The organism is Streptomyces sp. NPDC059371 (assembly GCF_042751995.1).
Lineage (GTDB): Bacteria > Actinomycetota > Actinomycetes > Streptomycetales > Streptomycetaceae > Streptomyces.
Map to the genome: position 1 here is coordinate 35,437 of NZ_JBHYXD010000048.1, position 15,363 is coordinate 50,799.

Genomic DNA, 15,363 nt, shown 5'->3' on the forward strand with positions numbered 1-15,363 from the left:
CGGGCAGCACGCGGGGGCGGGCCTCTCACGCCCCCCCGCCTCACGAGCCGCCGCCCCCCAGCCCCCACCCCCACCCCCTTGCGCGGCCCCCCCCCCGCCTCACCCCCCACAACGACCGTTCCACCAAGGACTTTGAGGAGAGGGCATGTCCCCGCGTACGAACGACAACGCGACGCCGGACGCCGAAAGGGCCACGCCCGACGAGAACACCGTGGGGGCCACGCCCGCCGAGAAGACCGCGGAGGCGGCTCCGGCCGAGGAGACCACGGCCGGCCCGGAAGCTCCCTCGACCCCGGCAGGCCCGGCGGACCCCTCGACCCCGGCGGGCCCGGACGCCCCGGTGACCCCGGCCGGCCCTGCGGACCCCTCGACCCCGGCGGGCCCGGACGCCCCGGTGACCCCGGCCGGCCCTGCGGACCCGGTGACCGTGCCTGGCGCGGACACCCGCGCCGAGGACCCCGTCGGGGACGGCGGCGACGAGCGGGTGGCCGCCGTGCGTCGGGTCTCCCAGGCGCAGCGCCGCTGGCGGGCCGCTCAACTCGGCTTCTGTGCCGCCGCTTTGGCCGTCGCCATGACGGCGGGCGCCGTGGTGCTCGGCGCGCTGAGGGACGGCGCGACGACTCCCGCCGTCGCGGCCGTGTCCAACGGCGTGTCACCGCAACTGCTCGCGAGCGGCGACCTCGACGCCAGCGTCCTCTCCCTCCAGGCCCATCTCCGCTCCCAGCCCAAGGACTTCGGCGGCTGGTCCACGCTCGGTCTCGCCTATGTCGAGCAGGCCCGCACCAAGGGCGACCCCTCGCGCTATCCCCAGGCGCGAAAGGCGCTCGACAGGGCCCTGAAGCTGCGCCCCGACTACGATCCCGCGCTCGCCGGACGGGCCGCCCTCGCCGCCGCCCGGCACGACTTCACCGGCGCCCTGAAGTACGCGGACCTCGCGCTGAAGCAGAACCCCTACAGCGAACGCGCCCTGTCCTCCCGTATCGACGCCCTCGTCGAACTCGGCCGCTACGACGAGGCGTCGAAGGCGGCCGACCTGGCGGACTCGCGGCGCCCGGGCGTCCCGGTCTTCACCCGGTACGCCTACGTCCACGAGCTGCGCGGCGACGTGAAGACCGCCCGGCGGGTCCTGGAACAGGCGCTCGCGACGGCGACCAGCCGCGGCGACATCTCGTACGTCGCGTCCGCGCTCGGCCAACTCGCCTGGAACCAGGGCGACTACGACTCCGCCCTCACCTACTACGCACGCGCGCTGGCCGCCGACGACACCTACCTCCCCGCCCTCGAGGGCCGGGCCCGCACCCAGGCCTCCATGGGCGACCGCGCGGCGGCGATCAAGGGGATGGAACTGGTCGTGCAGCGCTACCCGCTGCCTCAACCGCTCGTCGAACTCGGGGAGTTGTACGAGGCCCGCGGCGCGGCGGGTGACGCGCAGAAGGCCCGCGACCAGTACACGCTGGTGAACGCCTGGATCTCCCTCGCCCACGCCTACGGCGTCAACGCCGACCTCGACACCGCGCTGGCCGCCGCCGACCACGGTGACCACGAGGCGGCGCTCACGGCGGCCCGCGCCGAGTGGGCCCGCCGGCACACCGTGCACACCGCGGACGCGCTCGCCTGGGCCCTGCATGTCTCGGGCCGCGACGCCGAAGCTCTGCCGTACGCGCGCCGGGCCACGGCGACGGGCTACCACAGCGCGTCCTTCCTCTACCACCTCGGCGTCATCGAGAAGGCCACCGGTCACACCGACAAGGCCCGCACCGCGCTCAAGGCGGCCCTGGACCTGAACCCGGGCTTCTCGCCGCTGGGCACCCGCGAGGCCCGTAAGGCACTGGAGGCCACGAAGTGAGGGCGCCCCGGTTCCTCGCCCTGTGCGGCACGGTCCTGACCGCGGCCTGTGCGCTCGTGCTGGTCCCCTCCGGGTCGGCCGACGCTCATCCGCTCGGCAACTTCACGGTCAACCGCTACGACGGACTCGTCGCCGCCCCCGGGCAGTTGCGCGTCGATCACGTCGAGGACCTGGCCGAGATCCCCGCCACCCAGGCCAAGCCGGACATCGAACGGCTCGGCATGGCCGACTGGGCCCGGCAGCGGTGCGAGACCGCCGCGCACGGCAGCGAGGTCACGGTGAACGGGCGGACGGTGCCGCTGACCGCGGGCGCGAGCACGGCCCGCCTGCGGCCGGGCCAGGCGGGACTCGACACCCTGCGCGTCGAGTGCCGGCTGACGGCGCCGCTGTCCGGCAAGGGCGCGCTCACCGTGGGCTTCCACGGCGCGGGGACCGATCACGGCCCCGGCTGGCGCGAGATCACCGCCCGGGGCGACCGGATGACGCTCACCTCCTCGGACGTACCGCGGAAGTCCGTCTCGGCGGAGCTGACCGAGTACCCGAAGGCACTGCTCTCCTCGCCCGCCGACACCGCGACCGCCTCGCTGCGGATCCGCCCCGGCGGACCCGCCCTCGTCGAGGAGCGGCGCGACGCTCCGGCCGCCTCCGTGCTCCCGCGCGGTGCCGACCGCTGGACCCAGGCCCTGAACAACCTGGTGGCCCGCCATGACCTCACCTTCGGCTTCGCCGCCCTCGCCCTGGTCATCGCCGTGGGCCTGGGCGCGATGCACGCGCTCGCGCCCGGCCACGGCAAGACCCTGATGGCCGCGACGGCGGCGGCGCGCGGGGGCCGGGCCCGGTTCAAGGACGTGCTGCCGCTGGCCGCCTCGGTGACGGTCACCCACACCCTGGGAGTGGTCGCGCTCGGCCTGCTGGTCACCGCGGGCTCCGCGGCCGCCCCCTCCGTGATCGCCTGGCTGGGCGTGTCCAGCGGCGTCCTCGTCATGGGCGCGGGCGCCACACTCCTGCGCCGGGCCTGGCGCACGCGACCCTCCGCACACGCACCCGGTCATGACCACGGGCACGAACATGACGACGGGCAGGGGCATGACGACGGGCACGGCCATGTGCACGGGCGCGGGCATGACCACGACCATGCGCACGACCACGACCACACGTCGGCTCACGGACACGACCAAGGACACGCGCACGATCACGGTCACGGCCGGGATCAGGCTCCGGCCCATCCCCACGACCACGGACCGGGCCACACGCACGACCACGAGCACCCGCCCGTCCCCTCGCACACGCACGACCACGACCACGAGCACGGCCATGACCACGCGGACGCCGCGCGTCCCCTGGTCCTGGCTCACGCCACCGCGTCCGCCACGACCGGCACCCCCACAGCGACGGCAACGGCGACGGCAACCCGACCCCACCCGCACCCGCACCCGCATGACCACGACCACGGACACGACCACAGTCACGGCCATGCGCACGACCACGACCACGACCACCGCTCGGCCGGCACCCCCCACTCCCCCACCCTCGAACACACCCACGGCGGCTTCACCCACACCCACGAGATCGCGCCCACCCTCCGAGGCACGATCCTGCTCGGCTTCGCCGGTGGGCTGGTGCCCAGCCCGTCGGCGGTCGTCGTCCTCGTGGGCGCCACGGCGCTCGGACAGGCCTGGTTCGGCCTTCTTCTCGTGCTCGCGTACGGCGTCGGACTCGCCCTGACGCTGACAGCGGCCGGGTTCGCCGTCGTCAAGCTCGGCAGCGGTGTGAACCGCGCCCTCGCCGGACGCCAACGGTGGGCCGGGGGCCGCCTCGTATTCCTCGTCCGCAGGTTCGCGCCCCTCGGCTCGGCGCTGATCGTCGTGACGCTCGGGGCCGGATTGGTGCTCAAGGGGGCGGCATCCGTACTCGGCTGAGCTACTTTTGGGGAGAAATCGCGCGGATGCGAATGGGGGACGCACGTGTCCGAAGATCCGGGCAGTGAGCGCTTGATCGCCGGGCGCTACCGGCTGCTCTCGCCGTTGGGCGAGGGCGGCATGGGCACGGTGTGGCGCGCTCGCGACGAAGTGCTGCAACGCGAGGTCGCCGTGAAGGAGGTCCGCGCCCCGCACGGACTTCCCGATTCCGAGATCGAGCGGATGTACGCGCGTCTGGAGCGGGAGGCGTGGGCGGCCGCCCGTGTCTCCCACCGCAATGTCGTGACGGTGTACGACGTCGCCATGGAGGACGGCCGGCCGTGGATCGTGATGGAGCTGATCCGCGGGATCGCCCTCTCCGATCTGCTGGACGCCGAGGGGCCGTTGGATCCGCTGCGCGCCGCCCACATCGGCGCCGAGGTCCTCGCCGCGCTGCGCGCCGCGCACGAGGCGGGGGTCCTGCACCGGGACGTCAAACCGGGCAACGTGCTGATGTCGAACGACGGACGGGTCGTCCTGACGGACTTCGGCATCGCGACGGTCGAGGGCAGCTCCGCCCTGACCATGACGGGCGAGGTCATCGGATCGCCGGAATTCCTCGCCCCGGAGCGGGCGTTGGGGCGTACTCCCGGCCCGGAGTCGGATCTGTGGTCGCTCGGCGTACTGCTGTACGCGGCGGTCGAGGGCAACTCGCCCTTCCGGCAGCCCACTCCGCTGAGCACCCTGCGGGCCATCGTCGACGAACCGCTGCCGCCGCCCCGTCGCGCGGGCCCGCTCGCCCCCGTCATCGAGGGGCTGCTCGCCAAGGACCCGGCCGAACGGACGAGCGCGGACTCGGCCGAGCGCGAGCTGCGCGTGGTCGCGGCGGGCGGTACGGCGCCTACGCGTCCCCTGGGCGCCACGACGCGGTCGTCCGACGCTCCGACGATCGGGGCGTTCGGAGTGCCGGCGCCGTCCTCCGCGACACCGCCCCAGGGGTTCGGCCCGCCTCCCGCGACACTGCCCTCGGCCACCCCGTCGGCCGAGCCCGAACGCAACCGCCGGGCGGCCGTCGCCATCGTCGCGGGCCTGGTCGCGCTGGCACTCGCCCTCGGCGGACTGACGTACGCCCTGCTCAACAAGGACAACGGTGACGGCGGGAACACCGGGCGGGGGAACAGCAGCAGCGGGGGCACCGGCACCACCGACAGCGGTACCTCGGGCGGCAGGAAGAGCGAGAACGCCACCGCCGGTGCGACCGGCGGCCGGAGTCCCTCCAGCAGCCCTCCGGAGGGCGGGAGTTCGACCAGCGCGCCGCCCGCGCAGTCCGTCCACGTGACGGTCGCGGGACATCACACCGACTACCGGGGCACCTGTCCCCCGCCGAGTGCCGAGGCCCCCTCGTTCACGGCGACGTTCACGGTGGGCCGTGTCCCGGTGGATGTCGAGTACCGCTGGGTGACGAAGACGGGCGAGGTGACCGATCCGGGCTGGAAGACACTGTCGTTCCCCGCGAGCGGCGGCAGGACGCAGCAGAAGACGGTGGTGGCGACGACGTACGACACGAGCGGGGAGTTCGCCAACTCGATCAGCGTGGAGGTGCGCAGCCCGGTGCGCGTGACCTCCGGCTCCGTTCCGTTCACCATCACGTGTGAGACGGAGACCCCGACGGACGGGGCCTCCGCATCCGTGTCCGCCACCCCCTGAGGGGCGGGCGGTGGGCCCTGGCAGGGCGGGCGTTCTCCCTGCCGGGGCGGGTGTTCACTCGAAGGGTTCCGGGGTGGGGACCCGGAGTCCGGGGTGGGGGCCCGGAGGTCAGACGGCTCCGGAGAAGGCCGGCAGGTAGCCGCTGGAGTGACCGCTCGCGGTCGGGTGGTACGACACGCCGATGTCCAGCCAGTTCAGGCTGTGCAGCCAGGCGCTGCCGGAGCAGATCTCGTGGCCGGTGAAGTTGCCCCTGACGTCCGCGAAGGTGAAGCCGTGGGCGGCGGCACGAACGGCGATCGCGCTGTCCAGGTAGTCGGCCGCGCCGTTGATGGCGGACCGTTCGGTCTCCGAAAGTCCGCTCAGGCAGCTTCCGTTGAGCTTGTAGAAGCGGGGGTAGCCGATGACGACCACGTGGGCGGCCGGGGCCTTCGCGCTGATGGCCGAGTAGACCGAGTCGAGCTTGCCGGGGAGCGTGGAGTCGACGTACGCCTTCGCCGTGGCGATGCGTGAGAGGCAGGAACTCTCGGACTGCAGGACGCAGGTCGTCATGACGTCCGAGAAGCCGGCGTCGTTGCCGCCGATGGTGATCGAGACGAGCCCCGTGGAGGAGCTGAGCGGGCCGAGCTGATTCGCCGTGACATCACCCGTACGAGCGCCGGAGCAAGCGGTGAAGTCGAACGACGACGGTGAATGCGCGGCGTTCCAGAGGTAGGGGTACGCCTTCGTGCTGCGGTCGCAGTCGCCGCTGGAGCTGATGTAGCTGCCCGCGCCGACACCGGAGGAATAGGAGTCACCGAGCGCCACATAGCCGGTGGCCGCCGCGGTTTGCGCCTGAGCCGCTGCCGCCCCGGTGAGGGCGAGGCCGGCGGCCAGGAGGAGTGAGGTCATGTATGCCGAAAATCTGGGACGTCTCATGGAACCTCCCTTTAGCAGGATCTCTGCCACAACTTTGGTAGCAGCTACGCGTGTTGACAGGAAGTGTCCATGCCAAGACCCTTATGCATTAAGCAGCCGATCCGTCCCCGTTCATCACATATTTGTCGACATGTCCATGTCGGCTGGATGACAGCCGGATGACACGGGAGCGCGACACGTCAACTCCCGTAAGCCGCATGTGAGATGGCCGGCTGTCCGGCTCGGGACAGCCGTAACGCCCTTGGGGAACAAGGGGGAGGGAAGTAGACCCGAAGAGCGGGACCGAGCGCGACACACGCGACGCACCGTGGAAACCGGGTGCACGGGGCGCCCTCGTGACAGATCATGGCGACATGTCTGCGAACCCACACGACGCTCTGCCGATCAGGCTCAACGTCGACGACAGCGACTCGCCGTCGGACGTCGTCGACGCGCTGTTCCTCGGTCGCTTCGCGACGGGCGAGCAGCCGCACTCGCACGCGGCGAACATCGACCGCGTACGGTCCGGGGCCACTCTGCTCCCGCCGGGCGCCCGGGTGCTGCGTTCCGCGCGCGACGACGACCGCAGCGCCACCCTCGCCGAGGGCGACGGCTGGACGCTGCTGGTGTCCCGCTGGAACCGCGGTGCCGACGTCACGGTGACCGCGACCAGCGTCGAACTCGCCGAGAAGGTGCTGAAGCAGGCCACGGACGGCGCGGCGGACGAGCCCGAGCCGCAGCCGGAGAACGTCACGATGGGCTTCTGGTACGTGTCACCGCGCCGGGGACCGCACCGCACGACCCGGCAGATCTCGGCGGGCACCTGGGAAGAGGTCCGCCCCAACTACACGGCGCCGGTGGCGGACGCCATGGACAGCCTGATGAAGACGACGCCGGAGGACATCGCGGGCCGGCTGCTCCTGCTCCACGGCCCGCCCGGCACCGGCAAGACCTCCGCCCTGCGCACGCTGGCCCGTTCCTGGCGCGACTGGTGTCAGGTGGACTGCGTGCTGGACCCCGAGCGCCTCTTCTCCGACGTCGGCTATCTGATGGACATCGCGATCGGCGAGGAGGACGGGACCGGCAAGGGCCGCTGGCGGCTCCTGCTCCTGGAGGACTGCGACGAACTGATCCGCGGCGAGGCCAAGCACACCGCGGGCCAGGCCCTGTCACGGCTGCTCAACCTCACCGACGGACTGCTCGGCCAGGGCCGCAACGTCCTCGTGGGAGTCACCACCAACGAGGACCTGGAGCGCCTCCATCCCGCCGTCGTCCGCCCCGGCCGCTGCCTCGCCCGGATCGAGGTCGGAGCGCTCACCCGCCGCGAGGCGGTGAGCTGGCTGGGCACCGAGGAAGGCGTCTCACGCGAGGGCGCGACCCTCGCGGAACTGTACGCCCTGCGCCGCGGAACGACCCCGACATCGGTCCCGGACCAACGCGAGGGCGCGGACGCGGGGCTATATCTCTGACACCCCGGGCCGGGCCGAACTCCGGGCCGGGGCCGAACTCCGGGCACGGACCGAACTCCGGTCGGCCGCGTGACCTTGCTCGCGACTCGTGACTCGTGGGCCCGGTGACTAACCGGCGTCCTCGAAGGCCGCTCGCAGGGCGTCTCGTACGGCGGCCAGCGCGGTGTCCTCGGTCAGGCCGAGCCGGCGTGCGCGCTCGGCGTAGGCCTGCGCGGCCGACGCGGCCTCGCGGGACGCGGCGTCCTCGGCGGCGGCCACGAACGTTCCGTTGCGGCCCCGCGTCTCGATCACCCCGTCCGACTCCAGCGCTCGGTACGCCTTGGCGACGGTGTTGGCCGCGAGACCGAGCGACTCGGCCAGCCCCCGTACCGTGGGCAGCTTGTAGCCGACCGGCAGCACACCGGACCGGGCCTGCTCGGAAATCTGGGCACGCACCTGCTCGTACGGCGCGGCCCCCTCTGCGATGCGGATCTTCAGGGTCACCCCGCGATTGTCCCGTACGCGCGCGAAAATGAGAGGCATCCGCCCGAGGCGCCCGCGTAACGTGCGATCACATGACCGTGATCGTTCGCGAACTCCGGCACGACGACCCGGTGGACGCCGCGGGCTTCGCGCGCGTTCGTCACCAGGCCCTCCCCTTCATGCTCTTCACCCCCGAGTCCATCGCCTACGACATGGAGCGCGCCCATCCGGACTCCCACTACCGGCCGTTGCTGGCCGAGGAGGACGGGGAGCTGATCGGCACCGCGCAGGTGGGCCTCGTGTACGACAGCCCGGAGCCCGGCCTGGGGAGCCTCAACATCTACGTTCACCCGGAACGGACGGGGCGCGGAGCGGGTTCGCTGCTGGCCCGCGTCGCCGAGGAGCGACTGGCCGCCCTGGGCGCGACCCGCCTGCACACCTGGGTGGTGGACGCGCCCGAGCACCGCGCCTTCGCCGAGAAGCGGGGCTACCGCGCCGCCCGCTCGGCGCACTTCCTCCGCCTCGACCTGGCGAACGGCACCCTGCCCCCGCTCCCGTCCCCGCCGGACGGTGTGGAGTTGCGTACCGGAGCGGACTACGCCGACGACCCCCGGCCGCTGTTCAGGCTGGACGCGGAGACGGTTCTCGACGAACCGAGCGACACCGAGCGCGAGTTCTCGGACTACGACGCCTGGCTGACGGAGACCTGGAACCACCCTCTCCTGAACCGTGAACTCACCTCCGTCGCGCTCGTCGACGGACGCCCGGCCGCGTTCAGCGCGGCCCGCACCGACGGCGGCACCCGCTACGGCACCGTGATGACGGGCACCGCCCGCGCGTTCCGCGGCCGGGGTCTGGCCAAACTCGCCAAGAACCACTCCCTGCACCGGGCCCGCGCTGCGGGGTTCACGGACGCGTTCACGGGCAACGACGCCGGCAACGGTCCGATGCTGGCGATCAACACATGGTTCGGCTATGAAATCTGCGCAACGGAGGTGAAGTATGTCCGTGACCTCGGCTGACACGCCCGGCACGCTGGAGATCGTACTCGTCAAGGCAGGCCGTACGAAGATCAGTTACCCGGCCGAGCTGCTCTCTGACGACGGCACCCGGGTGGTCGTGCGTGCCCCCTGGGCCGGAGACGGCGTCCGCGACTTCGGCTTCGTACAGTTCGAGGAGGGTGACATCTTCACCGAGTACTACTGGCGGGACCGCTGGTACTCGGTGAAGGAGGTCCGGGACGCCGCGGGTGAACGCAAGGGCTGGTACTGCGACATCACCCGTCCGGCCACCGTCTCCGGAGACCGGCTCGTCGTCGAGGATCTCGACCTCGACCTGTGGCGCTCGGCCGACGGCACTGACGTACGGCGCCTGGACGAGGACGAGTTCGCGGAGAGCGGCCTGGCGACCAGCGACCCGGCCGCGGCGGCCGCCGCGGAGAAGGCCCTGGACGACCTCGAACACCTGGCCCGCGAGGGCGGCTTCGAGTCCCTGCTCACCTAGAGCCTGCTCACCGAGGGCCTGCCCGGTCGGACTGCCCGATGGGGCTGCCGAACGCGCCATTCGGCCGCCGCTCGGAACCCCGCTCGGTGAGGTCACCGAGCAGCGCCGCCCGGCAAGCCCGTTCGGCGACCTCACCGAGCAGCGCCGCTCGGCAACCGGCCCCGCTCCATGAACGGCACCGCTCAGAAGCGGGCCACCACCGCGTACCGCTCGTCCTCCACGTCCCGGCCCCACAGGCGCGCGTCGGCCGACAGCGGCTCCACCCGCAGGTCTGCGGCGTCGGACAGCAGAGGCCGGAGCAGGGTGGCCAGCCGCTCGGCGGATATGCCGACCGGGCTCAGGGTCCCCCACACGCCCTCGACGAGCACCAGCCGCCCTCCCGGGCGCAGCAGTCCGCGCCAGTGCCGCAGCACGCGCCCGGTGTCGGGCAGCGTCCACAGCACATGGCGGCTGAGCAGGACGTCGAAGCGCTGCTCCCCGACGGGCGGCGCCACCGCGTCGCCGAGGAGGAACACCGCGTCACGCCCGGCCGGCTTGGCGCGGGCCCGGTCGATCATGCCCGGGGCGAGATCGACCCCGGTGACCCTGTGGCCCTGCTCGGACGCTATGAGCGACAGGCTGCCGGTGCCGCAGCCGACGTCGAGCAGATCACCGGGCTTCTCGGGCAGCCAGTCCCGCAGCCGCGCGGCCCAGGCATCGCGGACCTCAGGGTCGCGCAGCCCGTGGTCGGGCTCCTCGTCGAACGTGCCGGACTCCGCGTCCCAGTCGACGCCCACCCCCACGTGCGTACCGCCGTCGCTCACCATGCGTTCCACGATGTCACCGACCACTGACAATCGGCCTCGGCCTGCGCGGACGGCCCGTGGGTGACGGCCGCCACAGACAGATCGCGACCGATGAGGAACTCTCCCCGAAAGGGTCTACCTCCGTACAACCGCGGAATCCGGTAGACGCCCGAGGAGGCAGCCATGCGCCGTGTGACCGTGCAGAAGCCCCTGAGGAAGTCGGACTCCCGCCGTGTGCGGGACGAGCCCGACGAGCGCCCCGCCGAGCGCCCGGAGGTCCGGAAGGACATCGCGCGCACCTGGTGGCCGGACGGCTGAGCCACCGTGCCGTGCCCGGCGGGCGTTCAGCAGGTTCGCGGTGAACTCCCGCCGTCCGCTCACGGCCGGTCCCGTCCGGTCAGCCGCTTGCGGTAGTGGATCCGGTCGTACGGCCCGTCGGCGCGCCGCTCGGCGACCTCGTACCCGTATCTCGGGTAGATCTTCTGGTTCTCCCACATCATCGCGTTGGTGTAGAGCCTGATCTCGTCCAGCCCGACCGCCCGCGCGTGTGCCTCGACGAAGCGCAGCAGCCGGCCCCCGATGCCCTGGCCGTGGGCATCGGGCCGGACCGCGATGATGTCGAGGTACAGATGGTCCGGGCGCTCCTCGACGACCACGAGCCCGAGGACCGGCTCCCCCGTGACGAACACCTGTCCCGCGGCCACATTCGCCGCGTGGTCCGCTTCCATGGGCACCGGAACGAGCCCGATGCGCTCCACGTAGGGCTGGAAGGCGGCGTCGATCACGGCTTTCACGACGGGGACGTCGGCGGCGCCGGCCATCCGCACCCCGAACCCCTCGGCCGTCTCCCCGCTTTCGCCCGGCGTCTCCGCCATGCCCGCACCCACCTACCCGCCTGATCGCCGTCACGTACGCCCCCCTGTATACCGAACGCCGCCCCGAAGCTCCTCGGCCGCGAAGGCTGGAGCCGACGTGGCGGAGCCGATACTGTCGCCGCGAAGGACGCGAGCGCACCTTCCTCGGGTGCGCTCGAAAACGCCATTGGTGGAGGAAGCGTGTCTCCTGCTGCGGGAAACAGCACTCATGTCTTTCTGAGCGAGACGGAACATCATGGCAGCACCGTCACCGACCCCGGAGGACTGCGGGCGCGGATAGTGCAGAACGCTCTCTTCGCCGACCGGCTGGTCATCACCGATTCTCAGGTGCTCCACAACGTGGCGTTACGTTCGCTCCTCGACGGGCAGACACCGTCGACCCCCGAATGGCGCGCGGATCTCGCCGAATTGATCGGCTCGGGCATGCTGGTCATCGTGCGACGCGACTCGGCGGGTTCCTTTCGTGAGATCCGGGACGAACACAAGGCGCGCAATGTGGGCGATGTCCCGACCGAAGAATACGCCGAGCTCATGGACGAGATCACCGAAGGGCATATCGCCCCGTACTCGGTGGACACGGTGAGCGAGCGCTTCAAGCGGAGGACGGTGGACCGTCTGACCGATCTGATCGGACCGCCCGACGATTCCTATTCCCGGACCCTGCGTGCCGCGGTGGAATGGATCCACGGCCAGGATCCGCTGTACTACAACTCCCTGCGCGGATGGATCGAGCAGCGGCGAGCGACTCATGGGGAGACCTCCGAAGTCGCGCTGGAGGCCGTCGAGCGGTCGGCGAACTGGTCCTTCAGGACTTCCTTGCCCGCCGTGCTGGAGATGCCGGTGGCATGGGGTACCGTGCGCACGCCGTCCACGGTCGCGCTGCAAGGGGATGCCACCCAGGGCGAATTGACCCTGCCGGGCTATGCACTGAACCCCTTTGTGCTGGCGCGCCTTCCTGCGAGTGTGGTCAACGAAGCCGTCGGGCTCGCATCCCGGAAAGTGGTCGTCGATCAATTCGCGAAGGCTCACAGTGGCCGACCGGTGGACACCGACGCGCTGAGGGATGGCGTCGAAGACTTCTGCATGCACCTCCAGGAAGCCGCGGTCGCCGCCTTCCGAGGCCTTGACGCCGACGCTCTGGCCGCTGTCCGGGACGAGCGGGTCACGGCCAGGCTCCACGTCTCGGCATCTTCCGTTGCCACCGGTTCCCTCGACACCCTGATCGGATTGATAAGTTCCGGCTTCAATCCTGCTTCCCTCATGCTCAATCTGCTCTCGATGCCGTTCGACATCGCCCAGGACAGGAAGGAGAGGAAGCTGAAGAAGGAATCCGAAAGGCTCAAGAACGCCTGGCGACTCGAGAAACAACTCCCCGAGCATCAGAAACTGCTGCGGATCGTCAGTCCGACGGAACCTCCGGAATGAAGTGAGCGGCCACTAGTGCTCCCGCGGCCAGGCCAGTGCGGCGGCGGCGATGGTGATCGCACACCGTACTCGCTGCTCCGCGAAGGCTGTCCGCAGTTCTGGGGAACTGAACCAGACCGGCTCCTCCACCGATTCCATGACTTCCGGCGAGCGCTTCCCGAACTCAGGGGTTTCCACGAAGGCCTCGACCACCTCGATCGAAGACTCGATCAGGCCGGTGTCCGCGTAGAGCACGCCCAGCCGTTTCGTGGCGGTCGCGGTCAGGCCGGTCTCTTCGTTCAATTCCCGGGCCGCGGCTTGCTCGACCGACTCGCCGGGTTCCCGGCCTCCCCGCGGGAATTCCCACGACAGATCACCGATCGGATAGCGGAAAGCGGGAACGAGCGCGACGGTGTCGGCCCAGCGAGGCACAACGACAACACCCGGCGTCGACCACTTCCATCGAAGATAACGCCCCGGTTTCCCGTCCGGCGAGACGACAGCGTCGTCGTACAGGCTCCCGTAGGCGTTCCGATACACCTCGACAGCCTCTTGCCTCCGGATACGACGTGGTTGCATCGACTGCCTCCGAGAACAGATCCATAAGGCGACATCACATTACATTGGGTGAGCACTCCAGAGGCGGCCCCGCGAGAACCAGGCAGCCCGCAGCCCGGCCGCCACCTACCTCAACTCGGCCGCCACGGACCGCAGCCCGACTGCCACGCACCCCAACTCCGCCACCACGGCCACCTGTCCACGGGCGTCTCACGGCCAGGGACGGTCCAGCAACTCCGGCACACGAGAGACGGCACCCCCAACCCCCCTTCCTGAGCCCCCCGTTAGCTCTGCCTTAAAGGCACCGTAAGCGCCGATGGGCGGACAGAGCGTGTTTCTCGCAGCTCAGAGGCATTCCTTTGACGGATCCGCTGGGTACTGGGAGCCAAACGGGGAGCCACGCTCGAAGAATCCGACGGTTCCCGCCCTTCAGCCGATCTCTCCGCCCTCGGCCGCGTCTCCAAAGATGTGGTCCATGGCTTCCGCTCCCTCGGCGATGACGGGACGCAGTTGCTTGCGATAGACCCTCTCGGTCGTCCCGCTGCCGTTGTGCCCTACGAGTCGCGAGATCACTTCGATCGGGATCCCGTGGTCCGACAGCACAGACACAAAGCTCGTCCGCAGCTCACGCGGAGTCCACGCCTGCGGATCCTTGAATCCGGCCTCCTTCAAAAGGGTCCTGAAGTTCCGGCGCACGTTCAGGGCACTGCGACGTTCACCCGCCTCCGTCGGGAAGACGAGCCGCTCGTCCGTCCACTCCTCGCCGGCCGCGAGGCAGGCGACCAGCTCGCGGCGCTGGTGAGCCCTCATAACGACGACAACTTGCCGCGGCATGGCCAGCGAGCGTCGGCTCTTCCGGGTCTTCGTGTCCCCGTGCCGGCGCACCGAGCGCCAGACGTCCACATGCGGCTTCGTTGCCCATCGAGGGGCTGAGGTCATGCCAGGTGGAAGCGGTCCGCTGTAAACCTGATGACCCTTCCTCCTATGTCGGAGCTTGCTCTGGTTGACGCCGTACAGCGGGGCATGCGCGTGTCTGCACAGTTGGGGGCAGTACGACCTGAAGTTGGCTGTCACGAGCGCCTATGTCTGCAAGCGTCGCGTATTGGTCCAATTGTACGGAAGGCCGTCAGGCGCTTGGTGGTGCTGTTTCGGCGTTCGCACGGGATGCGGCTGCTGCTTCGTCGTCGCCGGCACGTGTATAGGCCGTGGCGGACTGTTCCCAGGCCTTCCGCACTTGGGACGGTTCGGCGCCGGATGCTGTCAGGGTGGTCGCGAGCTCGCCCCATCCTTCTCCAGCGTGCGCCCAGTGCTCCTCCTGGATCAGCATTTCGACCGCTTGTTCTCCTGCCGCGATTGCCTCCGGGTACTGCTCAAGACTGCGGCAGGCCGTGCCGAGGTTGTTCCATGCCGTGGCTTGGCCGTGGGTGTCGCTGGCTTCTCGGTAGAGGTCGAGGGCAGCCTGGTGGGCCTCGTGCGCCTCCGAGTGACGCTCGAGCTCTTGGAGTGTGACGCCGAGGTTGTTCCAGGCGCTGGCTTGGCCGTTGACGTTGCTGGTCTGCTGGTAGAGGTCGAGGGCGGCCTGGTGGGCCTCGTGCGCCTCCGAGTGACGTTCGAGTTTTTGGAGTGTGACGCCGAGGTTGTTCCAGGCGCGGGCTTGGCCGTTGACGTTGCTGGTCTGCTGGTAGAGGTCGAGGGCGGCCTGGTGGGCCTCGTGCGCCTCCGAGTGACGCTCTAGATTTTGGAGTGTGACGCCGAGGTTGTTCCAGGCGCTGGCTTGGCCGTGGGTGTCGCTGGCTTCTCGGTAGAGGTCGAGGGCGGCCTGGTGGGCCTCGTGCGCCTCCGAGTGACGTTCGAGCTTGCCCAGCGTGCTGCCGAGGTTGTTCCAGGCGTGGGCTTGGCTGTTGACGTTGCTGGCTTCTCGGTAGAGGTCGAGGGCGGCCTGGTGGGCCTCGTGCGCCTCCG

General features: G+C 70.5%; 15 protein-coding genes. 8 read left to right on the forward strand and 7 right to left on the reverse strand.

The window, feature by feature from the left end; all coding sequences use genetic code 11:
- The first annotated feature begins 145 nt into the window (after positions 1 to 145).
- Genes ACFXGX_RS25020 through ACFXGX_RS25030 form a run of 3 tightly spaced genes read left to right on the forward strand, consistent with a single transcriptional unit; the run spans position 146 to position 5,451 of the window.
- Entirely contained in the window at positions 146 to 1,846 is a 1,701-nt protein-coding gene (locus ACFXGX_RS25020; protein WP_384795099.1) for a tetratricopeptide repeat protein, read from the forward strand.
- A complete protein-coding gene (locus ACFXGX_RS25025; RefSeq protein WP_384795101.1) occupies positions 1,843 to 3,765 on the forward strand; it encodes a nickel transporter in 1,923 nt (640 codons plus the stop codon). Before ACFXGX_RS25020 ends, ACFXGX_RS25025 begins: the two co-directional genes overlap by 4 nt.
- A 45-nt stretch (positions 3,766 to 3,810) precedes the next feature.
- Positions 3,811 to 5,451 (forward strand): protein kinase, encoded by a 1,641-nt coding sequence (locus tag ACFXGX_RS25030; protein WP_384795103.1) that lies wholly within the window; start codon positions 3,811 to 3,813, stop codon positions 5,449 to 5,451.
- Between the two features lie 108 nt (positions 5,452 to 5,559).
- Here ACFXGX_RS25030 and ACFXGX_RS25035 read toward each other — a convergent pair whose 3' ends face one another.
- Positions 5,560 to 6,366 (reverse strand): SGNH/GDSL hydrolase family protein, encoded by an 807-nt coding sequence (locus ACFXGX_RS25035; RefSeq protein ID WP_384795105.1) that lies wholly within the window; start codon positions 6,364 to 6,366, stop codon positions 5,560 to 5,562.
- Positions 6,367 to 6,719: 353 nt separating this feature from the next.
- Between ACFXGX_RS25035 and ACFXGX_RS25040 the strand changes: the two genes are divergently transcribed.
- Positions 6,720 to 7,814 carry a DUF5925 domain-containing protein gene (locus tag ACFXGX_RS25040; RefSeq protein WP_384795107.1) on the forward strand — a complete coding sequence of 365 codons (1,095 nt, stop codon included), beginning with the start codon at positions 6,720 to 6,722 and terminating at the stop codon, positions 7,812 to 7,814.
- Positions 7,815 to 7,922: 108 nt separating this feature from the next.
- On the opposite strand, the gene ACFXGX_RS25045 is transcribed toward ACFXGX_RS25040, so the two are convergent.
- Entirely contained in the window at positions 7,923 to 8,297 is a 375-nt protein-coding gene (locus ACFXGX_RS25045) for a GntR family transcriptional regulator (protein WP_384795109.1), read from the reverse strand.
- A 71-nt stretch (positions 8,298 to 8,368) separates the two neighbouring features.
- Between ACFXGX_RS25045 and ACFXGX_RS25050 the strand changes: the two genes are divergently transcribed.
- Both ACFXGX_RS25050 and ACFXGX_RS25055 read left to right on the forward strand, forming a co-directional pair.
- The gene (locus ACFXGX_RS25050) at positions 8,369 to 9,298 is read left to right on the forward strand and encodes a GNAT family N-acetyltransferase (protein WP_384795111.1); all 930 of its coding nucleotides are present in this window, start codon (positions 8,369 to 8,371) and stop codon (positions 9,296 to 9,298) included.
- A complete protein-coding gene (locus ACFXGX_RS25055) occupies positions 9,279 to 9,779 on the forward strand; it encodes a DUF402 domain-containing protein (protein ID WP_384795113.1) in 501 nt (166 codons plus the stop codon). The genes ACFXGX_RS25050 and ACFXGX_RS25055 overlap by 20 nt, the downstream gene beginning before the upstream one ends.
- Before the next feature lie 182 nt (positions 9,780 to 9,961).
- Here the strand turns inward: ACFXGX_RS25055 and ACFXGX_RS25060 are convergent, their stop codons facing one another.
- Entirely contained in the window at positions 9,962 to 10,585 is a 624-nt protein-coding gene (locus ACFXGX_RS25060) for a class I SAM-dependent methyltransferase (RefSeq protein ID WP_384795142.1), read from the reverse strand.
- Positions 10,586 to 10,747: 162 nt separating this feature from the next.
- Between ACFXGX_RS25060 and ACFXGX_RS25065 the strand changes: the two genes are divergently transcribed.
- Positions 10,748 to 10,882, forward strand: coding sequence for a hypothetical protein (locus ACFXGX_RS25065; RefSeq protein ID WP_263974428.1), 135 nt, complete (start codon positions 10,748 to 10,750; stop codon positions 10,880 to 10,882).
- A gap of 59 nt (positions 10,883 to 10,941) precedes the next feature.
- Here ACFXGX_RS25065 and ACFXGX_RS25070 read toward each other — a convergent pair whose 3' ends face one another.
- Positions 10,942 to 11,439 carry a GNAT family N-acetyltransferase gene (locus ACFXGX_RS25070; protein ID WP_384795115.1) on the reverse strand — a complete coding sequence of 166 codons (498 nt, stop codon included), beginning with the start codon at positions 11,437 to 11,439 and terminating at the stop codon, positions 10,942 to 10,944.
- Positions 11,440 to 11,619: 180 nt separating this feature from the next.
- On the opposite strand from ACFXGX_RS25070, the gene ACFXGX_RS25075 reads away from it, so the two are divergent.
- Positions 11,620 to 12,864, forward strand: a complete 1,245-nt coding sequence (locus tag ACFXGX_RS25075; RefSeq protein WP_384795117.1) for a hypothetical protein — start codon at positions 11,620 to 11,622, stop codon at positions 12,862 to 12,864.
- A 12-nt stretch (positions 12,865 to 12,876) separates the two neighbouring features.
- Here ACFXGX_RS25075 and ACFXGX_RS25080 read toward each other — a convergent pair whose 3' ends face one another.
- The 3 genes from ACFXGX_RS25080 to ACFXGX_RS25090 all read right to left on the reverse strand — a co-directional run.
- Positions 12,877 to 13,383, reverse strand: a complete 507-nt coding sequence (locus ACFXGX_RS25080; RefSeq protein WP_384795119.1) for an NUDIX hydrolase — start codon at positions 13,381 to 13,383, stop codon at positions 12,877 to 12,879.
- A 447-nt stretch (positions 13,384 to 13,830) separates the two neighbouring features.
- The gene (locus tag ACFXGX_RS25085; protein ID WP_384795144.1) at positions 13,831 to 14,340 is read right to left on the reverse strand and encodes a tyrosine-type recombinase/integrase; all 510 of its coding nucleotides are present in this window, start codon (positions 14,338 to 14,340) and stop codon (positions 13,831 to 13,833) included.
- Positions 14,341 to 14,527: 187 nt separating this feature from the next.
- Positions 14,528 to 15,363, reverse strand: an 836-nt coding sequence (locus ACFXGX_RS25090; protein WP_384795121.1) for a tetratricopeptide repeat protein, incomplete at its 5' end; no start/stop codon positions are given.

Bases quoted from the DNA above. Each gene is read 5' to 3' on its own strand.
- ACFXGX_RS25060 (WP_384795142.1), bottom strand. From the start codon at position 10,585: ATGGTGAGCGACGGCGGTACGCACGTGGGGGTGGGCGTCGACTGGGAC.
- ACFXGX_RS25020 (WP_384795099.1), top strand. From the start codon at position 146: ATGTCCCCGCGTACGAACGACAACGCGACGCCGGACGCCGAAAGGGCC.
- ACFXGX_RS25085 (WP_384795144.1), bottom strand. From the start codon at position 14,340: ATGACCTCAGCCCCTCGATGGGCAACGAAGCCGCATGTGGACGTCTGG.
- ACFXGX_RS25040 (WP_384795107.1), top strand. From the start codon at position 6,720: ATGTCTGCGAACCCACACGACGCTCTGCCGATCAGGCTCAACGTCGAC.
- ACFXGX_RS25065 (WP_263974428.1), top strand. From the start codon at position 10,748: ATGCGCCGTGTGACCGTGCAGAAGCCCCTGAGGAAGTCGGACTCCCGC.
- ACFXGX_RS25050 (WP_384795111.1), top strand. From the start codon at position 8,369: ATGACCGTGATCGTTCGCGAACTCCGGCACGACGACCCGGTGGACGCC.
- ACFXGX_RS25070 (WP_384795115.1), bottom strand. From the start codon at position 11,439: ATGGCGGAGACGCCGGGCGAAAGCGGGGAGACGGCCGAGGGGTTCGGG.
- ACFXGX_RS25035 (WP_384795105.1), bottom strand. From the start codon at position 6,366: ATGAGACGTCCCAGATTTTCGGCATACATGACCTCACTCCTCCTGGCC.
- ACFXGX_RS25055 (WP_384795113.1), top strand. From the start codon at position 9,279: ATGTCCGTGACCTCGGCTGACACGCCCGGCACGCTGGAGATCGTACTC.